Raw genomic sequence first — 19,160 nt, forward strand, 5'->3', positions numbered from 1 at the left:
GGGGTACACCCGATCCCATTCCGAACTCGGAAGTTAAGCCCTCCATCGCCGATGATACTGCCAGGACCGCTGGTGGGAAAGTAGGTCGCTGCCAGGATCCTTTTCCCAAACAGAAAGGCCCGTCTAACGACGGGCCTTTCTGCGTTGGGGATGGAAGGAGACCGCTTCCATTTCGCTGGGGAGTGTGGGAAATCAAGGCGGATCGCTGAGACTGGCTCCAGCGGTCGAGAGGCTCCGCTCCCATGGCGCTTCGATGAGCGGGGCGGGTGAGGGCATGACGTGGCGCCCAGGATTCTGATTCAATCCAGTGTTTGAGACATATCGTTTTGAGCCCCTATCGGCCTGAGAAAGCGCGCACGCATCCTGCATGAGTCCATTGAATTCGCCTGGTTGATGGAAATTCCAACTCGTATGCATTCAGGATTTACCAAGCGCTTTGTGTACGATTATGCTCCTTCTGGGCATTCCCGATCTAGGGTGGCTACGGTTTCTTACCGAACTGAAACCCGGAATCCCTGCAAACCACCTTGTAATCGCTGCCCCAATCAATACCTCTTGCGTGGAGGTCATTTCAATGAACTTTGCCGCGATGGAACAGAGCCTGAAGCTCAAACTGCTCGGGGTGTCCATCCTTGTAATAGGTGTGGGAATAGGGCTGGCCGTGTACCTGAATGCCGGGTCGCACGCAGGCCCTGTGTCTGGCTACGAATTGACCGACAGTGGCGCATACCCCCTCAGCCCATTCGATTCCAAGCAGCAGATGCGCAGCATGGAGCTGTATGGCGGCAAGATGGGCGTGATGATGTACCAGTTCGCCATTTGGTTCGGCGGCCTCTGGCAGGGCAGGAACTTGGCCAGGATGATCTGGATTCTGTCGGCAGCCGCTGCCTGGGTCTGTTTTTATCTGGCGCGGCGTTCCACCGCTACGGGGCAGGAGAGCGACGGGCCCCGGTAAGGCGGGAATTCCATCCAAGCTGCCGCCCCATGCATCACCAGCCAAAGGGCGGGGGTATTCCGTCATGAGGTCCGGGGCGCAGCCATTCCCGTTGGAAAGTCATCAGCGCCGGGAATGGCCGCGCCCGACCGCCCCACTTCAGCCTGCCAGCATCGCCCCCAGCGCCTCGCCGTAGGCCACGCACTGCCGCTCACCTTCGGCGTCGGGCTGCCAAAGCATCTTGAGCCCCGGCTGCATCACCTCGAATCCGCACCCCCCGAGCGCCTCCTCGATATGCTTCACGGATTCACCGCTCCAGCCGTAGGAACCGAACGCCGCGGCCTTCTTGTTCTTGAAGGCCAAGCCGCGCATCTCTTCCAGGAGCGCCGCGACCGAACTGAGGATGCCTCTGTTGATGGTTGAGGAGCCCACGAGCACGGCCTTGGACTTGAAAACCTCGGTTATGGCGTCGTTCTTGTCGCTTTTGCCGATGTTCACGCACTTCACGGCCAGCCCGGGGGCGGCGGCTTTGACGCCCTGCGCGATAAGCTCCGCCATGCGCCTGGTGGCGTTCCACATGGTGTCATAGAGGATGACGACCTGCTCCTCCTGGTAGTCGCTGGCCCATTTGAGGTACGCCTCGGCGATCTGCATGGGGTTGTCGCGCCAGATGACGCCGTGGCTCGGGCAGATCATCTTCAATGGCAGGTTCAGCCCGACGAACTCCTGTATCTTCCTGGTTACCAGTTTGCTGAAGGGCGTCAGGATGTTGGCGTAGTATTTCATGGCCTCCTGGAACAGCTCGCAGGTGTCCACGGTGTCGTTGTAGAGTCCTTCGCTGGCCAGGTGCTGCCCGAAGGCGTCGTTGCTGAAGAGGATGGCCTCACCTGTGAGATAGGACATCATGGTGTCCGGCCAATGCAGCATCGGTGCTTCAACGAACACGAGATCCAGGCCCTGGCCGATGTTCAACGTGTCCCCGGTCTTCACCGGGTGGAAGTTCCAGTCCCTATGGTACATGCCGCGCATGGATTTCACGCCGTTGGCCGTACAGTAGATCGGCACGTCCGGGATGTGCCGCATCACCTCGCACAAGGCCCCGCTGTGGTCCGGCTCGGCATGGTTCATCACCACATAGTCGATGCTGTCCAGATCCACTTCGGCAGCGAGGGAGGCCACATATTCATGTGAGAAGGGCGACCACACCGTGTCCATGAGCACGGTCTTCTCCGCGCGGAGCAGATAGGAATTGTAGGAGGAGCCCCTGTGCGTGCTGTACTCCTCGCCGTGGAATTTCCTCAGTTCCCAGTCGGTCTTGCCGACCCAGGTGACGACGTCGCTGATCCGGACGGGCATAGTTCTCTCCTCGCGGGTTGCGGCGGGCTCCGCCCTGCCGTTGTGTATTCAGGCGGTTGTTGCGCGCTTGGCAATGGCCCGGCGCATGAACCGCCCCGTGTCGGCAATCAATAGTAGTTGCGCAGCTTGAGCTCCACGGGGTGCGGCCTGAGGTAGGCCTGCTCCGCCAGGTAGGCCACGCAGTGCTTGCGGACGTGGTGGTTGATGAGTGTCAGCGGCACGATCAGGGGCGTGAGGCCTTGGCGGTACTCCTCGATGACCTCCGCAAGTTCCTGGCGCTCGTCGGGCGATGTGAGCTTCTTGAAGTATCCGGCCATGTGCTGCAGCACGTTCACGTGCTTGCGTACGGTGGCCAGGATGGAGGTGGTTTTCAGCAAGAGTATCTCGTACTCCTCCAGGGTGTTGGCGAGGTTCTCCCGCGTGACGGCGGCCACGAGCTTGCCCATGAGCCGCGCGTTTTCCGGGCTGTGGGCCATGAGCAGCAGCTTGTGGCTGGCCTGGAAGGCGATCAGGGACTTCACGCCCGCCCCCTCGCGGATGGCCCGGACCGTCTCGCGCCAGCGGCGCAGCACGAAGATGCGCTCGATGAAGTTCTCGCGCAGCCGAGCGTCATTGAGGCGGCCGTCCTCCTCCACGGGGAGCATGGGGAAGCGCTTCATGAAGGCCGCGGCGAAGATGCCGACCCCCTTGTTCGCCGCCGCGCCGCCCTTCTCGGGATAGACCTTCACGCGCTCCATGCCCGATGACGGCGAACGGCTTTTGAAAATGAATCCGCACAAGTCCTGACCGGCCAGGTCATCCAGACGCTTGGCGGCCCAATCCTTCATGGCCCCGGTCATGTCGCGGCCGGTTTGAATAGTGACCAGCCTGGGGTCGTCGGGGTCGCCCACCAGGCGCATGGCCTCGCGGGGGATGCCGAAGCCTGCCTCGGCCTCGGGGCACACGGGTACGAAGGACACATGCCTGCCCAGTTCGCCGGTGATCCAGCGGTCGTGCTTGTGGCCGCCGTCATAGCGGACGGGATGGCCGAGCAGGCAGGCGCTCACGCCGATGCGCAGGGGTGATTCCATTGGGGGCGCTCCTTTGGCCGGCGGATGGCCGTTCCGGGGCGGGATAACGCGCTCCGCGCTCCTTGCAATAGGGCGCGGAAGAACGTAGAGACCCCTTCCTACCCAATTATCGCCGGAAGTGGAACTCTCGATGCCTGATTGCCAAATTGAAGCCGTCCTGCTCGATTTCGGCGGCGTGATCGCCGAGGAAGGATTCGCCGGGGGCGTGAAGGCCCTGGCGGCCCGTCACGGCCAGGAGCCGCACGCGCTCTGGCAGGCCGGGCTCAAAGCCGTGTGGGACAGCGGCTATGTGTTCGGGCGCGCCGACGAGGCCGCGTTCTGGACCCTGTTCAAAGAGCGTACAGGCATCGAGGGCGACAGCGACATGTGGCGTGAAGACATCCTCTCCCGCTTCGTGCTGCGGCCCTGGATGCTGGAGCTGGCCGACCGCCTGCGCGGCATGGGCTTGCGCACGGCCATCCTCTCCGATCAGACGGATTGGCTGGCCCTCATGGACGAGCGCCACGGGTTTTTCAAGCATTTCGACAAGGTGTACAACAGCTACAACCACGCCATGACCAAGCTGGAGCCGCGCTTCTTCCTCATGGCCCTGGCAGACCTGGGTGTTCGCCCCGAACACGCCCTGTTTGTGGACGACAACTCCGGCAACGTGGCCCGGGCCCGCGAGCTGGGCCTCAAGGCCATACTCTATGAAACCCGGTCCGGCTTCGAGCGGGAGCTTCGGGCCATCTGCCCCGAAGCCCTGAGCTAGACCCGCGTGACTCGGCACAATAATCAGGCACAATCATCAGGAAGGATAGCCCCGATGCGTAAACCCTCGATCTCCATGACTCCCGAAGGCTGGCCTTCCATCTTCCTGGCCACCACGGCCACCATTGTGTTCGCCGTGCTTGGCTGGTGCTGGGCCGCGCTGGCTGGCCTTGCCGTCGTGGCCCTGCTGGTGAACTTCTTCCGCGACCCCGAGCGCTTCGTGCCCTCCGAGCCCGGGCTGGCCGTGGCCCCGGCCGACGGCAGGGTCATCAAGGTCGGCCCCGCCATGGACCCCATCTCCGGCGAGGAGCGCACCGTGGTCTGCATCTTCATGAACGTGTTCAACGTGCACGTGAACAGGGCCTGCGTGACCGGGCGCGTGAGCGCCATGCGCTACTGGGAAGGCAAATACTTCAACGCCAGCTTCGACAAGGCCTCTGAGCACAACGAGCGCATGGCCCTGCAGCTGACCGGCGAGGAGGGCGACACCTGGACCATGGTGCAGATCGCTGGCCTCATCGCCCGGCGCATCATCCCCTGGGCCCAGATGGGCGACCACCTGGAGCGCGGCCAGCGCTATGGCATGATCAAGTTCGGTTCGCGGGTTGACGTCTATTTGCCGAGAGACTATCATCCTGCTGTAACAGTCGGGACGCGCACAGCGGCCGGACAGACCGTGATCGCCACGCGCCAGGGGTAAGGCCCGGCCAGCGGACACGATGAAGGCATAATGGAACAACCCGTCAAGAAGACACCCGCCCGGGGGGTGTACATCCTCCCCAACCTGCTCACCACCGCGAGCCTGTTCTCCGGCTTCATGGGCATGTTGTGGGCTATTTCAGGCCAGTTCGAGCATACGGCCGTCGCCATTCTGGTCAGCTGCGTGTTCGACGGGCTGGACGGCAAGGTCGCCCGGTTGACCGGCACCAGCTCCGACTTCGGCGTCCAGTACGACTCCCTTGCCGACCTGGTGGCCTTCGGCGTCACTCCCGCCATCATGGTCTACCAGTGGGAGCTTTCCCGCTTCGGGCACCTGGGACTCATGGCCTCCTTCCTGCTGGTGGCCTGCGGGGCGCTGCGCCTTGCCCGCTTCAACGTGATCACCAAGACGGCCAACAAGAAGTTCTTCCTGGGCCTGCCCATCCCGGCGCAGGCCTGCACCGTGGCCACCTTCTACCTCTTCGCCCAGTATCTCCCGTCGGAGTGGAACTCCTTCATGCCCAAGTTCTGCCTGGGCCTGGTGTATCTGCTCTCCTTCCTGATGGTCAGCCGCGTCCGCTACGCCTCCTTCAAGGAGTACGGGCTCATCAAAGCCCACCCCTTCTCCATGATGGTCACGGCCATCCTCATCTTCGTGCTCGTCGCCTCGCAGCCCAAGCTGCTGGGCTTCATCCTCTTCGCCGGGTACATCCTCTCCGGCATCTTCTACACTTACGTGATCCTGCCCCGCCGCGCCTCGCTACGAGAGCCTTCCGAAGAGCTCTCATCCTAACAGAACACCCTCTTTTTTGCGATTTAGGCAATTGTCAACCGGAAGCGAGTCAGCTAGTAAAGCCTTCCGGCCCGGTTCCTTACCTCGTTTCCTCTAATGTGGAGAAACAGTATGTCCAATCGTGTCATCATTTTCGACACAACCCTGCGTGACGGCGAGCAGTCTCCTGGCGCGACCATGAACCAGGGCGAGAAGATCCGGCTTGCCCAGCAGCTTGAAATCCTCGGGGTGGACGTCATCGAGGCCGGATTCCCGGCCGCCAGCGAGGGTGATTTCCAGGCCGTGCAGGCCATCGCCTCCACCGTGAAGAACGTCACCGTAGCCGGATTGTGCCGCGCGCTGACCTCCGACATCCAGCGCTGCCACGACGCCATCAAGGGCGCCAAACGGCCGCGCATCCACACCTTCCTGGCCACCTCGCCCCTGCACATGCAGCACAAGCTGGGCAAGAGCCCCGAACAGGTGCTGGAGATGATCGAGAAGGCCGTGAGCTTCGCCGCCTCCCTGACGCCTGACGTGGAGTTCTCCTGCGAGGACGCCTCCCGCTCGGAGCGGCCCTTCCTGGCCGTGGCCGTCGAGAAGGCCATCGCCGCAGGCGCCACCACCATCAACATTCCGGACACCGTGGGCTACGCCCAGCCGCAGGAGTTCCACGAGCTCATCAAGTTCCTGCTGGCGACGGTGCCCAACGCCTCCAAGGCGATATTCAGCGTGCACTGCCACAACGACCTGGGTCTGGCCGCCGCCAACACCCTGGCGGCCCTCTCCGCCGGAGCGCGCCAGGCCGAGGTGACCCTGTGCGGCATCGGCGAGCGCGCGGGCAACGCCTCCATCGAGGAGGTGTCCATGGCCCTCAAGACGCGCGCCTGCTACTACAACCTGGAGACGGGCATCAAGAGCGAGCAGATCTACCCCTCCTCTCGCCTGCTCTCCATGATCATCGGCCAGCCCATCCCGCCCTACAAGCCTATCATCGGCGGCAACGCCTTCGCCCACGAATCGGGCATCCACCAGGCGGGCGTGCTCAAGTGCGCCGAGACCTACGAGATCATGACCCCTCAGTCCGTTGGCCGCGCCGGCAACGAGATGGTGCTGGGCAAGCACTCCGGGCGCAACGCCGTGAAGGCCCGCCTGGACGAGTTGGGCTTCACCCTCACGGATGAGCAGGTCAACCAGGTCACCGAGGCGGTGAAGGAACTGGCGGACAAGAAGAAGAACATCTTCTCCGAGGACGTGGAAGCCCTCGTCCTGGAGAAGATCTACCGCATGCCGGACAAGTACAGATTCAAGCACCTCTCCGTGCTCTCGGGCAACATGGCTATGCCCCCCACGGCAGCCCTGTCCATCGAGGTGGACGGCGAGGAGCGTAAGCTCGCGGCTTTCGGCGTCGGACCCATCGACGCCGTGTTCAACACAATCAGCCAACTTACGGGGCGCAACCCCGTGCTCAAACAGTACGCGGTCAACGCCGTCACCGGCGGCACCGACGCCCAGGGCGAGGTGACCGTGCGACTGGAAGAGGGCGGCCACAAGTCAGTCGGCCGAAGCTCGGACAGCGACGTGATCGTCGCCAGCGCCAAAGCTTTCATCAATGCCCTCAACCGGTTGGCCAAAAAGGAGGAAGAAAGGGAATGCGCCAAACTTTAGCCCAGAAGATTCTGCAGCGTCATACGGATGAAACCGTCAGCCAGGACGGCCAGATCGTCCGTTGCCGCGTAAGCCTCGTGCTGGCCAACGACATCACCGCCCCCCTGGCCATCAAGAGCTTCAACAAGATGGGCGCCGCCGAAGTGTTCGACAAGGACAAGATCGCCCTCGTATGCGACCACTTCACCCCCAACAAGGACATCGACTCCGCCGAGCAGGTCAAGGTGGTGCGCGAGTTCGCCATGGCCAAGGGCATCACCCACTACTACGAGGGCGGCGACTGCGGCGTGGAGCACGCCCTGCTGCCCGAACTGGGCCTGGTGGGCCCCGGCGACGTAGTGATCGGCGCTGACTCCCACACCTGCACGTACGGCGGCTTGGGCGCCTTCGCCACGGGCATGGGCTCCACGGACATCGCCGCGGCCATGGTCATGGGCGAGACCTGGTTCAAGGTTCCCCCCACCATCCGCGTGGTGCTCGAAGGCACCCTCCCCAAGTGGATCGGCGGCAAGGACATCATTCTGGAGCTCATCGGCATGATCGGCGTGTCCGGCGCGCTGTACAAGGCCCTGGAGTTCGCGGGCCCCGTGGTGGAGCAGCTCTCCATCGAGCAGCGCATGACCATGTCCAACATGGCCATCGAGGCGGGCGGCAAGGTCGGCCTGTTCCCCGTGGACGCCAAGACCCTGGCCTACGCCAAGGCCGCTGGCCGCACCGGCGACACCGAGCTGTACGCCGACGAGGGCGCGCACTACGAGCGCGAGGTGGTCATCGACTGCTCCAAGCTCACCCCCCGCGTGGCCTGCCCGCACCTGCCTGACAACGTGAAGCCCGTGGACGAGTGCGCCGGCATCCGCATCGACCAGTCCATCATCGGTTCCTGCACCAACGGCCGCATCGAGGACATGCGCGAAGCCGCCGCCGTGCTCAAGGGCCGCAAGGTGGCCAAACACGTGCGCTGCATCGTGCTGCCCGCCACCCCCACGATCTGGAAGCAGGCCCTCAAGGAAGGGCTGCTGGAGATCTTCATGGACTCCGGTTGCGTAGTCGGCCCGCCGACCTGCGGCCCCTGCCTGGGCGGCCACATGGGCATTCTGGCGGCCGGTGAGCGCTCCATCGCCACCACCAACCGCAACTTCAAGGGGCGCATGGGCTCGCTGCAGAGCGAAGTCTACCTCTCCGGTCCGGCCGTGGCCGCCGCTTCGGCCATCGCGGGCGAGATCGTCCATCCCGAGAAGATTTAAGAGGAAGATTTGGAAGACCGGGGGAAACCTTTTGTGAACAAAAGGTTCTCCCCCGGACCCCCTTCCAAAAAACTTCAATGGGCTTCGCTGATTGAACCGGCGGGGCGTCGAATGAACGACCAACACCCCTATTGAGGGTCCAGGGGGATCATCCCCCTGGCAGGTCCAGGGCAGCGCCCTGGCGGGGGTGTGGGGGCAGCGCCCCCACCCAAGGAGAATCACATGTACAAAGGACGCGCTCACAAAGTCGGCGCTCACATCGATACGGACGCCATCATCCCGGCCCGCTTCCTGGTGACCACCGACACCGAGGAGCTTGGCAGGAACTGCATGGAAGGCCTGGAGGCCGGCTGGGTCAAGCGGGTGAAGAAGGGCGACATCATGGTCGCGGGCGAGAACTTCGGCTGCGGCTCCTCGCGCGAGCATGCGCCGCTGGCCATCATCGGCGCGGGCATCCCGGTGGTCATCGCCCACAGCTTCGCGCGCATCTTCTACCGCAACGGCTTCAACATGGGCCTGATCCTGCTGGAAGTGGGCGACGCGGTGAAGAAGATCGAGGACGGCGACGACCTGATCATCGACCCCCTCAACGGCACCATCAAGAACGAGACCTCCGGCGACGTCATCAAGACATCCCCGGTGCCCCCCTTCATGCAGCAGATCCTGGATAAGGGCGGCCTGGTCAACTACGTGAAGGACCGCAAGGCGGCCCAGGCGTAAGACAGCGCGAGAAGGCCGCCCGGCAGGGCGGCCTTTTTTTGAATACAAGGAGACTCCAAGACAATGATCAAGAACATCGTCATCCTGCCCGGCGACGGCATCGGCCCGGAGATCATGGCCCAGGCCGAGAAGGTTCTGGCGGCGATCGGCAAGAAGTTCGGCCACGAGTTCAAGACCAGCTACCACCTGATCGGCGGCGCGGCCATCGACGCCGAGAACAACCCCCTGCCCAAGGCCACCGTGGACGCCTGCAAGGCCGCCGACGCGGTGCTGCTGGGCGCGGTGGGCGGCCCCAAGTGGGACACCATCGAGAAGTCCATCCGCCCCGAGCGCGGGCTGCTCGGCATCCGCAAGGAGCTGGGCCTGTTCGCCAACCTGCGCCCGGCCAAGCTCTTCGACGAGCTCAAGCACGCCTGCTGCCTGCGCCCCGACATCATCGGCAAGGGCCTGGACGTGATGGTCATCCGCGAGCTCACCGGCGGGGCCTACTTCGGCACCCCTCGCGGCGAGGAAGTCCGCGACGGCGAGCGCGTGGCCTTCAACAACATGATCTACTCCGAGTCCGAGATCAGGCGCATCGCCAAGGTCGGCTTCGAGGTGGCCCGCAAGCGCGGCAAGAAGCTCTGCTCGGTGGACAAGGCCAACGTGCTCGACGTCTCCCAGCTGTGGCGCGAGGTGGTTCTCGAGGTCGCCAAGGACTACCCCGACGTGGAGCTCTCCCACCTCTACGTGGACAACGCCGCCATGCAGCTGGTGCGCGACCCCGGCCAGTTCGACACCATCGTCACCGAGAACCTCTTCGGCGACATCCTCTCTGACGAGGCCGCGGTGATCACCGGCTCCATCGGCATGCTGCCCTCGGCCTCCCTGGGCGCTTCCGGCCCGGGCCTCTACGAGCCCATCCACGGCTCCGCCCCGGACATCGCCGGGCAGGACAAGGCCAACCCCCTGGCCACGATCCTCTCCGTGGCCATGATGGTGCGCTACCAGTTCGCCATGGCCGCCGAGGCCGACAGCATCGAGGCCGCCGTGACCAAGGTGCTCCAGGACGGCTTCCGCACCGGCGACATCATGGAGCCCGGCAAGACCCTGGTGGGCTGTCAGAAGATGGGCGACCTGGTGCTGGAACGCCTGTAGGCTTTCGCCGCGACACAACGAAAAGGGGGCCTCGCGGCCCCCTTTTTTTATGCTGTGCCTGAAGAGGCGGCCTCAGGGCGTCAGCCCCAGAACCCGGCGGGTCTGGGCCTTGGCCTCCTGGAACGCCTTCTTGAACTCAGGGTTTTCGAACAGCGCCTTGGCGATGATCTTCGCCGCCTCCGCGCCAGCTGCCACGTCGCTGGGGTAGTGCACTCCGCCGATCAGCCTGTTGCGGGCGAACGCCTCACCGCGCTTGGCCAGCGCCTCGGCCTTCTCCGGCACCATGGCCGAGAGCACGATGGCCGCCAGGTGCCCGAAGGCTGAATGCCCGCTGGGGTAGGAGGCGCTGGCGGGTTGTGGCAGGCACGGTTCGATCATCGGGTCGAGCAGGAAGGGCCGGAGCCTGTTCCAGTGCTGTTTCGGCGGATCGACCTGGAGGCTGACGTCCTCCAGTACAGCCACGAAAAACTCCTCGACGCCGGGCAGGTTCTGCTTGTTGAACTCGGGGCCCAGCACGTCCGCAAAGCGGAAGGGCGAGCGCGTGACGTCCTCCAGCGCAAACGCGATCATGGCTGGGGTGCGGGTGCGCTGCAGGTGCAGCAGTTCCTTGAGCTCGGCCTTGTTCCGGGGGGAACCGTCGGCCGGGGGCGGCGGCAGCACGGCCACCAGGTCCAGCGAACCGGCCGGCAGAAAGTGCGGCTTGGCGGCGAGGCCATTGCCGGCCAGGAGTCCGGACAGAAGGCCGCACAGCAGTACGGCCAGACCCAGGAAACGCATCAGGGGGCGGATGTGGTGTTTCATGGCCCGCTCTAGCATCAATTCACGCAGGCCGCCAACTGGTCAAGGGAGCGGGCCAGGGCCGAGAGGCCGGAGCTGCGCAGCATCATGAAGGGCTTCATGCAGTGCTTGCAGGCCTTCTTCACGGCCTGGCAGGCGTCGTGGCTGACGCAATCAACGGGGCAGAGCACCACGTCGGCCGAGGCCAGCTTGCCGTACAGCTCGCCAGGGGAGTGCTCCACGCCGCCGTCATGGTGATGGAAGCGGCAGCCCGCGCGCTCCACCAACTGGCGGTAGTGGCGCACCAGGCTGCACCGTCCGCCCACGTACAGCACGTTCTTGCCGCCAAGCTCCGGGCAGGGGCATTGGCCGGACCCGGCGGCGCAGCCTTCTCCGCCGCAACCTTCCCCGGCGCAGGGCAGGGCGCAGGCCAGTTCATTGTCGGCGCGCTCCAGCTCGGCCGTCAGCTCGCCCACGTGTTGCCGCAGGGCCTGATTCTCCCGGTAGAGCTCCTCGATGATGGCGGCCTGGCGGCGGGCCTCCTCCCGCGCCGCGTCCGCCTCCTGGGCCGCGGCGAGGGCGGCGTCCCGGACCGGCGCGGGGTCGCTCCCTGAAGCGTGGACGGACTCGCGGAGCTTGCGCGCCAGTTTCAGCCGCTCGCCGCGTTCCGTTTCCAAACGGTCCTCCAGATCCTTGACGCGCACGGTCCACTCCAGCTTCTGGGAGCGCCTGGCGGCCTGCACCCTCGACAGGGCCTGGCCCAGCTCGTCCAGGCGGCGCTCCAGGGCGCTCACGCGCTTGATGTCCGCCCGGTTGGCCGCGCCCATCAGGTGTGAGAGCATGTGCACATCCCCGAAGACCTTGGCCCTGAGTCCGGCCCCGAGGCCCGGGTGGCTGAGCACCGCCCAGAACGGACCGGGTATGTCGCCGGACTTGAGCGAGAACTTCCACATGGCCTCAAGCGTGGCCGCATCCTGGGCCTTGGCGAACTGCCGGATGTGCGTCCGGTATTTCTTGTCCAGATATTTGTTGAGATGGTGGGAGAGGGGGCTCTCCGCGCTGGCCTCGCGCACGAAGCGGACGTGGATTTCGTAGTCCGTGGCACCGGGGGAGAAGGCTATGCCGAGTTTGCGGGCGAGCTTGCGCAGCTCGGCCATGCTCAGGCAGGTGCCCAGGATGGGGCACTGGAAATCCTGCTGTTGCCAGAGCTTTCTGCGGACGGGTGCTGTCGCGGCGGTTGTCATGGATGCCTCCGTGATCGGTATGGCCGGATCTTAATGAAAATGAAAATCATTGTCAATAAGGCGCGTTTGACAACGGCCGCCCTCGGGCGCATAGTCCCGCCGCAGATAATTCCTCCTTATTATTCCGCCATGTCCAAGATAAGCATACAAAATCTCTCCAAGTCCCTGGGTGGCCGCGACCTGCTGGCCAGCTTCAGCCTCGAGGTCACGGGCGGAATGCGCCTGGCCGTCGTGGGCCCAAACGGCTGCGGCAAGTCCACGTTCCTGAAACTCCTGGCCGCCGAGGCCGAGCCTGACTCGGGGCGGGTGATCCTGCCTCCCGGGGTGCGACTGGGTTATGTGGCCCAGGAGCTGGCGGGCTCCGAGCTGGACGAGCCCCTGCTGGCCTGGGTCATGTCCGCGCTGGCCTCCTGGAAGGAGTTCTGGCGGGAGTGGGAGCACGCCAGCCTGGAGCACGACGAGCGCCTCCTGGCCGAACTCTCCGCCCGCCAGGCTGAGATGGAGCACTCCCTGGGCTACAACCCTGAGCACCGGGCCAAGGCCATCCTCTCCGGCCTGGGCTTCTCGGAGGAGAGCTGGCCCAAGCCCGTGCGCCTGCTCTCCGGCGGCTGGCGCGAGCGCGCCAAGCTGGCCCGGGTGCTGGTGGCCGGGGCCGACGTGCTCCTGCTGGACGAGCCCACCAACCACCTGGACATCGAGGCCGTGGAGTGGCTGGAGGAATACCTGCTCTGCTTCAAGGGCGTGCTGGTGTTCGTGGCTCACGACCGCATCTTCCTGGACCGGGTGGGCACCCACGTGCTCTTCCTGGGGGGCGACAAACCCGCCTTCCGGCCGGGCTCCTTCAGCGGCTTCCTGGAGTGGCGCGCCCAGAACCAGCTGCAGGTCGAGCAGAAGGCCGCGCAGCTCTCCCAGGCCATCAACCAGCAGATGGCCTTCGTCAGCCGCTTCCGCTACAAGGCCACCAAGGCCCGCCAGGCCCAGAGCAAGCTCAAGGCCGTGGACAAGCTCCAGAAGGAGCTGGCCGGGGTGGCGGGCAACATCGAGCGCAAGCGCAAGACCCTGGACTTCAAGCTCCCCGAGCCCAGCCGCGCGGACAAGAACATCCTCTCCGCGGCCGAGCTGGAGTTCGCCTTCCCCGGGGGCCAGCCCCTGTGGCCCAAGCTGACCTTCAACCTGTACCGGGGCCAGAAGGTGGCCCTGGCCGGACCCAACGGCGCGGGCAAGACCACGCTGCTCAAGTGCCTCACCGGCGACCTGAAGCCCACGGGCGGACTGGTGAAGTTCGGGTCGCTTGTGCGAATGGGCTACTTCAGCCAGCACTCCACCGAGATCCTGCGGCCCAACGAGACCGTCATGTCCGAGATCAGGCGGCTCTCCGACCCCAAGGCCTCCACGGAGGAGCTGTGCTCCGTGCTGGGGCTGTTCATGCTCGGCGAAAACTATTTCGAGCGCTTCGTGCGCGACCTCTCCGGCGGCGAGAAGAGCCGCCTGGTGCTCTCCAGCCTGTTTTTGGCCCGGGCCAACCTGCTGGTGCTGGACGAGCCCACCAACCACCTGGACCTGGAGAGCCGCGAGGCCCTTGTCTCCGCGCTGGTGGACTACGAGGGCACCATCCTCTTCGTGGCCCACGACCGCTACCTGCTCTCCGAGGTGGCGGAGGTGGTCTGGACCGTCGGCCCCGACGGCCTGGGCGAGTTCCTGGGCGGCTACGAGGCCTACGAGCGCCACCTGAAGGAGCAGGCCAAGGCCGCCTGTGAGCTGGACGCCGAGCCGCGCGCGAAGTCCGAGTCCCGCGAGAACAGGCAGGCCGAGAAGCGCCGCAAGGCCGAGGAGCGCAACGCCATCTCCCGCGAGCTCAAGCCCATGAAGGATCGCTACGAAAAACTCGAAGCGCGGCTTGAGGAAGTGATGCTCAACCAGACGATGGTGGAGCAGGAGATGGCCGACCCGGCCACCTACGCCGACGCAAGCCGTTTCTCCGAACTGTCCAAGGAGTACCACGCCCACAAGGAAGAGTGCGACCGCCTCGTTGCGGACCTGGCCGACCTGGAGGACAGGATCGCCGTGCTCGAAGAGCGGCGGGAGGCCCTGTGAGCCCCAGGAAGGGGTCGCCGGTCATGCAGGTGGTGGCGGGCATCGTCTGGAGCGGCGGGCGCTACCTTGGCGTGCGGCGGCCCGAGGGCAAGCGCCACGCCGGGCTTTGGGAGTTTCCCGGCGGCAAGGTGGAGCCGGGGGAAACCACCCTGGAGGCCCTGGTACGCGAGCTGCGCGAGGAGCTGGCCATCGAGGTTCGGGAGGCGGACTTCTGGAAGGAAAAGACCCATACCTATCCGGATTTCACGGTAAACTTGTCTTTTTTCCATATCCATGTTTTCAAGGGGTTTCCCCGTCCACTTGAAGGCCAAGGCCTTCGCTGGCTGGAGCCTTCCGAAGGCCCGGCCCTGCCGTTCCTGGCCGCGGACAGGGACATCGTCGAGGAATTAGCGGCGCTTCGCGGCGTCTGACCGCCCGAACCCACCCCCATACGGAGCCTTCCTTGCGCATCAACGACCTGCTTTCATCCGGCAAGAAATTCGTCTCCCTCGAGTTCTTCCCCCCCAAGGACAAGGCCGCCTGGCCCGCGTTCTTCTACGAGGTGGGCAAGCTCTCCACGCTCTCTCCGCTGTTCGTCTCCGTCACCTACGGGGCGGGCGGCTCCACCCAGGCCAACACCCTGGAGCTGGTGAGCCGCTTCAGCAAGGATTTCGGGCTCAACCCCATGGCCCATCTGACCTGCGTGGGCGCCTCCGAGGACTATCTGCGCGGCTTCCTGGACTCCCTTGTGGAAGCCGGGGTGGACAACGTGCTGGCCCTGCGCGGCGATCCGCCCCAGGGGCAGGAGGACTTCAAGCCCGAGGACGCCGCCTTCCAGCACGCCTCGGATCTTGCGGGCTTCATCAGCAAGGCCTACCCGGACATCTGCATCGGCGTGGCCGGCTACCCCGAGAAGCACCCCCAGGCCGAAAGCCTGGAGACGGACATCGACTACCTCAAGCTCAAGGTGGAGCAGGGCGGCAAGTTCGCCATCACCCAGCTCTTCTTCGATAACGACCACTATTTCGCTTTCGTCGAGAAATGCCGGGCCAGGGGCATCACCGTGCCCATCATCCCCGGCGTGCTGCCCATCATGAACCTGGCCTCCATCAAGCGCATCCTCGGGCTGTGCGGCGCGACCCTGCCGCCGAGCTACCTGGAGCGCCTGGAGGCAGCCAACACGAAGGGCGGCGCGGACGCCGTGCGCGAGCTGGGCGTGGACTACGCCCGGACCCAATGCCAGGACCTGGTTGCGCGCGGCGCCCCGGGCGTGCACCTGTACACGCTCAACAAGGCCCAGGCCTGCCTGGATATTGTGAAGGGGCTTTCGCTTTAAGAGTCTGACACCAACGCGTGGCCGGCAACGTTAGGCCGCGCTTTGCCACAAGGAGCAAGATACCATGTCCAAGCTCGTCGTCGCCGTCGCAGGAGCAACCGGGGCCGTTGGCCGCGAGATGCTCAAGACCCTGGAAGACCGCAATTTCCCCGCCACCGAGGTGCGCGCCCTGGCCTCCTCCCGTTCGGCGGGAACCACCGTGCCCTTCAAGGACGGCGAGCTCACCGTTGCCGAGATGACCGAGAAGAGCTTCGAGGGCGTGGACCTGGCCCTGTTCTCCGCAGGCGGCTCCACCTCCAAGACGTTCGCCCCGCACGCCGTGAAGTCCGGCTGCGTGGTGGTGGACAACTCCAGCGCCTGGCGCATGGACCCCAAGGTCCCGCTGGTGGTGCCCGAGGTCAACCCGGACGACGTGGACTGGCACACCGGCATCATCGCCAACCCCAACTGCTCCACCATCCAGATGGTGGTGGCGATGAAGCCCCTGCACGACCTCTACACCATCAAGCGCGTGGTGGTCTCCACCTACCAGGCCGTGTCCGGCACGGGCCAGAAGGCCATCACCGAGTTGGAGACCCAGGTGCGCCAGATGTTCAACGGCATCGACCCCGAAGTGAAGGTCTACCCGCACCAGATCGCCTTCAACTGCCTGCCCCAGATCGACGTGTTCTCCGAGGGTGACTACACCTACGAGGAGATCAAGATGATCAAGGAGACGGCCAAGATCATGGGTGACGACTCCATCAAGGTCACGGCCACCACGGTGCGCGTGCCCGTGTTCTACGGCCACTCCGAGTCCGTGAACCTGGAGTTCGAGAAGCCGGTCACCGCCGCGCAGGCCAGGGCCGCGCTGGCCGCCGCCCCCGGCGTGCAGGTCTACGACAACCCGGCCGAGAAGATGTACCCCATGCCCATCATGGCCGCCGGCGAGGACGAGGTCTTCGTGGGCCGCATCCGCCAGGACAACACCGTGGAGAACGGCCTGAACATGTGGATCGTGGCTGACAACATCCGCAAGGGCGCGGCGCTCAACGCCGTGCAGATCGCGGAACTGCTGCTGGCCAAGGGCAAGCTGAAGGTCTAGCCGAACGTGGAAATCCTGGATTCCAAAGCCTATCTGGAACGCATGCTCGCCGCCCCGCGCCCCGGCGCGGGGCAGGTGCTTGCCTTTTACGAGCATCGCGTGGGCGCCATCTGCAAGGATGCGGCCCTGATGCTCATGCCCTGGGACGACCACCTGGTGCACCGGGGCGACGGCGTGTTCGAGACCATCAAGTGGGTGGACGGGCGCGTCTGCCTGCTGGACGAGCATCTGGCGCGCATGGGCCGCTCCGGCAAGGCCATCGGGCTTACGCCGCCCTGCCCGTGGGAGCGCGTGCGCGAGATCGTGCTGGAGCTGGCCCGCAGCACCGGGCAGGCCAACGGCCTGCTGCGCATGCTGCTGGGGCGCGGCCCCGGCGGCTTCGGCATCGACCCCTGGGAGTGCCCTGAACCGAGCCTCTACGTGGCGGCCTACGCCTACAAGCCCAAACCGGCGGAGTTCTACGAGAAGGGCGTCACCGCCTTCCGCACCTCCATCCCGGCCAAGCAGAGCTATCTGGCCACCATCAAGAGCATCGACTACCTGCCCAACGTGCTCATGCGCCAGGAGGCCAAGGCCAAAGGCAAGGACTTCCCCATCTGCTTCGACCAGGAGGGCTACCTGGCCGAAGGCGCCACCGAGAACATCGCCCTGGTGGACGCCGAGGGCTGCATCACCGTGCCCAAGCTGCACAACGCGCTGTCGGGCACCACGCTGCTGCGCGCGCTGGAGCTGGCCAGCCCCGAACGGCCGCACTGCTACAAGTCCATCACCGAAGAGGACATCTACGCCGCCAAGGAGCTCTTGGTGCTGGGCACCACCTCCCAGTGCATCTCGGTGGTTGAGTACAACGGCAGGCCCGTGGGCGACGGCAAGGTCGGCCCGGTGAGCCGCCGGCTCAAGGAACTGCTGGCGCAGGACCTGCGGGAGAACGGCGTGCCGCTGTAGATGGGAAGATCGTCAGAAATACGAAAAGGGCCTTCGGGCCCTTTTTTTGCGTACAACCGTAATCGACAAGCTAGGCTTACTGCGCCTTCTCCATGCTCTCCAGCAGCCAGTGGCCGTCCACCACGGTGTCGTCGCGGGAGAACACCCACGTTTCGCTCACCTTGCGCGATGCCTGGGTCGCCGGGTCGTCCGAGAGGGTGGCCTCGTAGCCCACGCGCACCACGGTGCGCTTCTCCTCCTTCTTGACCTCCAGCACCTTGGCCTCAACCAGCAGCACGGCCACCTTTTCATGCTCTGGGCTCTCGGAGTTCATGCGCTCGAACTCGCGCATCATGTCCGGGGCGGTGAACTGGCGCAGGTCCGCCATGTCCCGCCCGGCCCAGGATTGCCGCACGCGTCCGTACATCAGCTTGGCCCCGCGCAGGAAGTCCCGCTCGTCGAACCCGCCGTCGCCCGCGGGAATCGGCTTGTCATCCGGTCGGATGTCGGCTCCCTTCTCCCCGGTCAGGTATTCCCAGGCGGCCTGGGCGGCGCGGCTTCGGCGTTCCTGCGGGGAGATGTCCTTCTCGTCGTCGCGGGGGGTGACGTCATAGGTGGGGGGCTCGTCGTCGTTGTCCTTGTCGCGGTTGGCCAAGCGGGAGATGAGCCGCCAAGCCAGGTAGCCCAGCAGGGCCAGAAGCAGGAAGTCCAAGATGTTGAAGGCCGCGCGCGAGGGGGTGGCCAGCGGGTCCGCCGCGGCGGCCAGGGCATCACCGGCTGCAAGAGCTGCGGCGGATGCCAGGGCCAGCATGGCCGGGAGTCCCGATACGCGTTTCATGGCTGGATGCGGCCCGGCCTCAGTCGATGAGGCTCAGGTTCTTGAGCAGGTGCAGGAGCATCTGCTTGTCGATGGGTTTGGGCACGTAGGAGGTGGCTCCGCCTTTGTAGTAGGCCTCCACTACGTTCTTGGGGTCGTCCAGGGCGGAGGTCATGATGACCTTGGCTTCCTTGGCGGGGGGAATCTCCTTGTCGCGTTCGATGGCACGGATGCGCTTGAGGGCGGCTTGGCCGTCCATCTCGGGCATCATGATGTCCATGCAGACCAGGTCGTAGGGGCTTCCCTCGTCGAGGGAGCGGGTGAACGCGTCGATGGCCTCGACCCCGTTGACGGCGATGTCCACCTCGGCATAGGGGGCGAGAATTTTTTGCAAGAGCTTCCTGCTGGCGAAATCGTCTTCAACGACCAAAGCTTTCATTAACTTCCTCCAACGGGCGTGCTAGACTGAATTTCTACAGAGTTCGCTTTTGGGACACAAGGGTTATGTCTTGAAAATTCCGGGCGGATGATGCAGTGAACCCGGGCGATGGACCA

Annotated in this window: 19 protein-coding genes and 1 rRNA gene; 14 read left to right on the forward strand and 6 right to left on the reverse strand. The window is 64.9% G+C overall.

The window, feature by feature from the left end; all coding sequences use genetic code 11:
* A 5S ribosomal RNA gene (gene rrf, locus MLE18_RS07720) occupies positions 1–97 on the forward strand; the annotation flags it as partial.
* Between the two features lie 477 nt (positions 98–574).
* The gene (locus MLE18_RS07725) at positions 575–955 is read left to right on the forward strand and encodes a hypothetical protein (RefSeq protein WP_243438217.1); all 381 of its coding nucleotides are present in this window, start codon (positions 575–577) and stop codon (positions 953–955) included.
* 138 nt (positions 956–1,093) lie between these two features.
* Here the strand turns inward: MLE18_RS07725 and MLE18_RS07730 are convergent, their stop codons facing one another.
* Both MLE18_RS07730 and MLE18_RS07735 read right to left on the reverse strand, forming a co-directional pair.
* Positions 1,094–2,290: an anaerobic nitric oxide reductase flavorubredoxin gene (locus MLE18_RS07730; RefSeq protein ID WP_243438218.1), complete on the reverse strand. Its 1,197-nt coding sequence runs from the start codon at positions 2,288–2,290 to the stop codon at positions 1,094–1,096.
* Positions 2,291–2,397: 107 nt separating this feature from the next.
* Positions 2,398–3,360 (reverse strand): YbgA family protein, encoded by a 963-nt coding sequence (locus MLE18_RS07735; RefSeq protein ID WP_243438219.1) that lies wholly within the window; start codon positions 3,358–3,360, stop codon positions 2,398–2,400.
* Positions 3,361–3,490: 130 nt separating this feature from the next.
* Between MLE18_RS07735 and MLE18_RS07740 the strand changes: the two genes are divergently transcribed.
* From MLE18_RS07740 to leuB, 7 genes are all read left to right on the forward strand, one after another.
* Positions 3,491–4,111 (forward strand): HAD family hydrolase, encoded by a 621-nt coding sequence (locus tag MLE18_RS07740; RefSeq protein ID WP_243438220.1) that lies wholly within the window; start codon positions 3,491–3,493, stop codon positions 4,109–4,111.
* A 54-nt stretch (positions 4,112–4,165) separates the two neighbouring features.
* Positions 4,166–4,810 (forward strand): phosphatidylserine decarboxylase family protein, encoded by a 645-nt coding sequence (locus MLE18_RS07745; protein ID WP_243438221.1) that lies wholly within the window; start codon positions 4,166–4,168, stop codon positions 4,808–4,810.
* Between the two features lie 30 nt (positions 4,811–4,840).
* The gene (gene pssA, locus MLE18_RS07750) at positions 4,841–5,602 is read left to right on the forward strand and encodes a CDP-diacylglycerol--serine O-phosphatidyltransferase (RefSeq protein ID WP_243438222.1); all 762 of its coding nucleotides are present in this window, start codon (positions 4,841–4,843) and stop codon (positions 5,600–5,602) included.
* 111 nt (positions 5,603–5,713) lie between these two features.
* A complete protein-coding gene (locus MLE18_RS07755; RefSeq protein WP_243438223.1) occupies positions 5,714–7,249 on the forward strand; it encodes a 2-isopropylmalate synthase in 1,536 nt (511 codons plus the stop codon).
* The gene (gene leuC, locus MLE18_RS07760) at positions 7,234–8,493 is read left to right on the forward strand and encodes a 3-isopropylmalate dehydratase large subunit (RefSeq protein WP_243438224.1); all 1,260 of its coding nucleotides are present in this window, start codon (positions 7,234–7,236) and stop codon (positions 8,491–8,493) included. Before MLE18_RS07755 ends, leuC begins: the two co-directional genes overlap by 16 nt.
* A 222-nt stretch (positions 8,494–8,715) precedes the next feature.
* Positions 8,716–9,213: a 3-isopropylmalate dehydratase small subunit gene (locus MLE18_RS07765; protein ID WP_243438225.1), complete on the forward strand. Its 498-nt coding sequence runs from the start codon at positions 8,716–8,718 to the stop codon at positions 9,211–9,213.
* Positions 9,214–9,276: 63 nt separating this feature from the next.
* Complete coding sequence (gene leuB, locus MLE18_RS07770) at positions 9,277–10,350, forward strand: 3-isopropylmalate dehydrogenase (protein ID WP_243438226.1); 1,074 nt, start codon at positions 9,277–9,279, stop codon at positions 10,348–10,350.
* Positions 10,351–10,422: 72 nt separating this feature from the next.
* Here the strand turns inward: leuB and MLE18_RS07775 are convergent, their stop codons facing one another.
* Together MLE18_RS07775 and MLE18_RS07780 are read right to left on the reverse strand one after the other, a co-directional pair.
* A complete protein-coding gene (locus MLE18_RS07775; protein ID WP_243438227.1) occupies positions 10,423–11,151 on the reverse strand; it encodes an acid phosphatase in 729 nt (242 codons plus the stop codon).
* 14 nt (positions 11,152–11,165) lie between these two features.
* Positions 11,166–12,371 (reverse strand): DUF2325 domain-containing protein, encoded by a 1,206-nt coding sequence (locus MLE18_RS07780; protein ID WP_243438228.1) that lies wholly within the window; start codon positions 12,369–12,371, stop codon positions 11,166–11,168.
* Between the two features lie 129 nt (positions 12,372–12,500).
* Here MLE18_RS07780 and MLE18_RS07785 point away from each other — a divergent pair, with 129 nt between their 5' ends.
* From MLE18_RS07785 to MLE18_RS07805, 5 genes are all read left to right on the forward strand, one after another.
* Positions 12,501–14,465, forward strand: a complete 1,965-nt coding sequence (locus MLE18_RS07785) for an ABC-F family ATP-binding cassette domain-containing protein (protein ID WP_243438229.1) — start codon at positions 12,501–12,503, stop codon at positions 14,463–14,465.
* 23 nt (positions 14,466–14,488) lie between these two features.
* Complete coding sequence (locus MLE18_RS07790; RefSeq protein ID WP_243438328.1) at positions 14,489–14,875, forward strand: (deoxy)nucleoside triphosphate pyrophosphohydrolase; 387 nt, start codon at positions 14,489–14,491, stop codon at positions 14,873–14,875.
* Between the two features lie 32 nt (positions 14,876–14,907).
* Positions 14,908–15,780 (forward strand): methylenetetrahydrofolate reductase [NAD(P)H], encoded by an 873-nt coding sequence (gene metF / locus MLE18_RS07795; RefSeq protein ID WP_243438230.1) that lies wholly within the window; start codon positions 14,908–14,910, stop codon positions 15,778–15,780.
* Between the two features lie 64 nt (positions 15,781–15,844).
* Positions 15,845–16,864, forward strand: coding sequence for an aspartate-semialdehyde dehydrogenase (locus MLE18_RS07800; protein WP_243438231.1), 1,020 nt, complete (start codon positions 15,845–15,847; stop codon positions 16,862–16,864).
* A 42-nt stretch (positions 16,865–16,906) separates the two neighbouring features.
* Positions 16,907–17,809 carry an aminotransferase class IV gene (locus MLE18_RS07805; protein WP_243438329.1) on the forward strand — a complete coding sequence of 301 codons (903 nt, stop codon included), beginning with the start codon at positions 16,907–16,909 and terminating at the stop codon, positions 17,807–17,809.
* Between the two features lie 76 nt (positions 17,810–17,885).
* Here the strand turns inward: MLE18_RS07805 and MLE18_RS07810 are convergent, their stop codons facing one another.
* Together MLE18_RS07810 and MLE18_RS07815 are read right to left on the reverse strand one after the other, a co-directional pair.
* Positions 17,886–18,626, reverse strand: coding sequence for a TIM44-like domain-containing protein (locus MLE18_RS07810; protein ID WP_243438232.1), 741 nt, complete (start codon positions 18,624–18,626; stop codon positions 17,886–17,888).
* Between the two features lie 19 nt (positions 18,627–18,645).
* Positions 18,646–19,044 carry a response regulator gene (locus tag MLE18_RS07815; protein WP_243438233.1) on the reverse strand — a complete coding sequence of 133 codons (399 nt, stop codon included), beginning with the start codon at positions 19,042–19,044 and terminating at the stop codon, positions 18,646–18,648.
* Between the last annotated feature and the right edge of the window lie 116 nt (positions 19,045–19,160).

Source organism: Fundidesulfovibrio soli, from assembly GCF_022808695.1.
GTDB lineage: Bacteria > Desulfobacterota > Desulfovibrionia > Desulfovibrionales > Desulfovibrionaceae > Fundidesulfovibrio > Fundidesulfovibrio soli.